The sequence below is a fragment of the Meiothermus cerbereus genome, assembly GCF_051297115.1.
Lineage (GTDB): Bacteria > Deinococcota > Deinococci > Deinococcales > Thermaceae > Meiothermus > Meiothermus cerbereus_A.
In genome coordinates this window covers 1-3,327 of record NZ_JBEVAL010000130.1, presented here as the reverse complement: position 1 = coordinate 3,327, position 3,327 = coordinate 1, and the positions used below count along the sequence as shown (strand labels likewise).

The 3,327-nt window shown below is 58.1% G+C and carries 2 protein-coding genes and 1 CRISPR repeat array; of the genes, one reads left to right on the top strand and one right to left on the bottom strand.

Annotation, left to right across the window (positions count from 1 at the left end):
• Positions 1 to 125: 125 nt before the first annotated feature.
• Entirely contained in the window at positions 126 to 1,631 is a 1,506-nt protein-coding gene (gene lysS / locus ABWU19_RS14550; RefSeq protein ID WP_435902366.1) for a lysine--tRNA ligase, read from the top strand.
• 2 nt (positions 1,632 to 1,633) lie between these two features.
• On the opposite strand, the gene ABWU19_RS14545 is transcribed toward lysS, so the two are convergent.
• Positions 1,634 to 2,005: a hypothetical protein gene (locus tag ABWU19_RS14545; RefSeq protein WP_435902365.1), complete on the bottom strand. Its 372-nt coding sequence runs from the start codon at positions 2,003 to 2,005 to the stop codon at positions 1,634 to 1,636.
• A 19-nt stretch (positions 2,006 to 2,024) separates the two neighbouring features.
• Positions 2,025 to 3,224: direct repeats of the CRISPR family, unit length 37 nt; unit sequence GTTTCAATCCTCACTCGAGCTTTCACCCGAGTGCAAC.
• Positions 3,225 to 3,327: the final 103 nt, after the last annotated feature.

Sequence of the window (3,327 nt, the reverse complement as noted above, 5' to 3'; positions counted from 1 at the left end):
TCCACCAATCCCATGCCCCTCTATCGCTGGCTTAGTGGATGTATATGATAAAAGCCTGTTTTGCTATAGTCAAATTTGACAAAGCCAGCCTGCCAGCGCTTAGACTCTATAAGCTGGATGTGCTTATGCCTGAATACAGCGAACAGACCCAACAACGCCTAGCCAACCTCGAGGCCCTTGCGCAAGCCGGCTTCGAGCGCTTCCCCTACCGCTTCCCCAAAACCCACGACGCCGCGCAGATTCTCGCCAGCCATGCCGGCGCAGAACCCCAGCAAGAATGGCCCGACGAAGAGGTGCGGGTAGCAGGCCGGCTGATGACCTTCCGCCACATGGGCAAAGCCAGCTTCGCCCACATCCAGGACGCCACAGGCCGGATTCAGCTCTACCTGGCCCGCGACCTCACCGAGCACTACGACCTGATCAAAAAACTCGATATTGGCGATATTGTGGGGGTAGAAGGCACGGTCTTCACCACCAAGACCGGCGAAATTACCATCAAGGTCAGGAAGTTTACGCCTCTGGTCAAGTCGCTGCATCCCCTGCCCGACAAGTGGCACGGCATCCGTGACGTAGAAACCCGCTACCGCCAGCGCTACCTCGACCTGATGCAAAACCCCGAGGTGCGCGAGGTGTTCCGCATCCGCAGCCGCATGGTGCGCTATATTCGCGACTATTTCGACCAGCAGGGCTTTCTGGAAGTAGAAGGCCCCACCCTGCAAGCCATTGCGGGCGGCACCGAGGCCAAGCCCTTCAAAACCTTCCACAACGCCCTCGACCACGAGTTTAGCCTGCGGATTGCCCTCGAGCTTCACCTCAAGCGCCTGCTGGTAGGGGGCTTCGAGAAGGTGTTCGAGATTGGCCGCAACTACCGCAACGAGGGCATTTCGGTCAAACACAACCCCGAGTTCACCATGTTGGAAGCCTACTGGGCCTATGCCGACTACCACGACATGATGGCCCTGATCGAAGACCTGCTCTCGGGGCTGGTGCAGCACCTGTTTGGCACCACCCAGGTGCGCTATGGCGAGCACCTGATCGACTTTACCAAGCCCTTCAAGCGCATAGATTTTGTGACCACCCTCAAGGAAAAAGCCGGCCTCGACTTCGACCCCACCGACCTCGAGCGCCTGCGGGCCTGGGCCGACCAACACCACCCCGAGCTGCGAAGTGTGCCCAGCTACAAGCTGCTGGACAAGCTTTTTGGGCACTACGTGGAGCACACCCTGATCCAGCCCACCTATGTGGTGGACGTGCCCCTGGCCATTAGCCCCCTGGTCAAGCGCCACCGCGACCCCAGCAAGCCCAACCTGACCGAGCGGGCCGATCTGTTTGTGGCCGGATTCGAGATTTCGCCCATCTACTCCGAGCTAAACGACGCCCTCGACCAGCGGGCCCGCTTCCAGGAGCAGGCTAAGCGGCGCGAGGCCGGCGACGACGAAGAACCCGAAATAGACGAAGACTTTCTGCTGGCCCTCGAGTACGGTATGCCCCCCGCAGCAGGCATGGGCCTGGGCATAGACCGGCTGGCTATGGTGCTGACCAACCAGGAAAGCATCCGCGACGTAATTCTGTTCCCCTTACTCAAGCCGCGCAAAGAAGCAGAGCCCGAGGAGTCCACCGACCAAGAGTAACCCTAGCGCAGATTGAGCACCGGACAACCGTCGATTTGAATCGCAGTTGCCGCGCCGGGCGTACGCACCCTGTACTCCCCGGCGCTCCCGCTTTCCACCGTAGAGGCCACCACGCTTCCCGCTTCGGTAAAAATCACTATGCGCTCTGCCGCACCCCGCAGCCGCAGTCGCACTTCGTTGAGGCTCAAACCCACCTGTTCGATCTGGGCGGCACAGGGCGGGCTCGAGGACGCCGTTAGGCCCGGTTGCGCCACCGAAGCGGATGTGTTAGACGGCTGTAAACCGGGCTTCGGCTGAAGAAAGAGGAAGCCAAAATAGATCGCAATTGCCAACAAAATGGCGACCCGTGGGAGGTTGAGCCTTTTGTCGTTCATGTCTCGATAATAATCCTGTGTTTCAATCCTCACTCGAGCTTTCACCCGAGTGCAACGTCGTTCATTCGGTGTCGACCTCCTCGTTTTTCAGGTTTCAATCCTCACTCGAGCTTTCACCCGAGTGCAACGCATTGCGTGCGCCTGCGCTGCTCGAGCAGCAACTGTTTCAATCCTCACTCGAGCTTTCACCCGAGTGCAACTCCAGGGGTTGATTGAGCGCCTGGCCCCGCTTGCCAAGTTTCAATCCTCACTCGAGCTTTCACCCGAGTGCAACCTACCCACTTGAAGGGTCGGATGTGGTAGGTTCTGCGGTTTCAATCCTCACTCGAGCTTTCACCCGAGTGCAACGCAAGTCCCGAAGTGCAGTTCATCCTCGGGACAACGTTTCAATCCTCACTCGAGCTTTCACCCGAGTGCAACGTGGTGCTTGGATCATAGCTGGCTGGCTGTTTCAAAGTTTCAATCCTCACTCGAGCTTTCACCCGAGTGCAACCGGCGGGTAATCCGGGGCAAAAGGAGGAACCATGAGTTTCAATCCTCACTCGAGCTTTCACCCGAGTGCAACGAGAAGCCTATGGCTTCAGCCGTAGGTCAGGTCACCGTTTCAATCCTCACTCGAGCTTTCACCCGAGTGCAACATTAAGGAGGTGGGGGTGTAGGCAGGCCCCGCCCTTGTTTCAATCCTCACTCGAGCTTTCACCCGAGTGCAACGTAAATTGCTAGGCTAGCCAAGCTCTACCTATTCGTTTCAATCCTCACTCGAGCTTTCACCCGAGTGCAACAAGGAGCAGCTATGCGCCTTGTGATCCTTGCCGAAGTTTCAATCCTCACTCGAGCTTTCACCCGAGTGCAACATGTTTCGTGGAAGGGGACACCTTTTTCCCCTCCTGTTTCAATCCTCACTCGAGCTTTCACCCGAGTGCAACGTTCAGGAGGCCCTCGAGGGTTTGAGGGTGGTTCTCGTTTCAATCCTCACTCGAGCTTTCACCCGAGTGCAACCTCCACCACCTCTTGCGAGACGAGGCCTTCGGAGGTTTCAATCCTCACTCGAGCTTTCACCCGAGTGCAACGCGCAAGCCCCTTTTCTCTTTCCGAGGAGGCACATGAGGTTTCAATCCTCACTCGAGCTTTCACCCGAGTGCAACGCGGGGAAGTCGTCTACACCGCGCCGGTGTACGGCTAGTTTCAATCCTCACTCGAGCTTTCACCCGAGTGCAACGGCCTCATTCTAGCGTGCGTGCTGGACGGGGTTCAAGAGGGGGTTTGCGCGAACCCCCCCGAAAGTGCTTCCGACGCGGGGTGGCGCAGGGTGGGGCAAATGT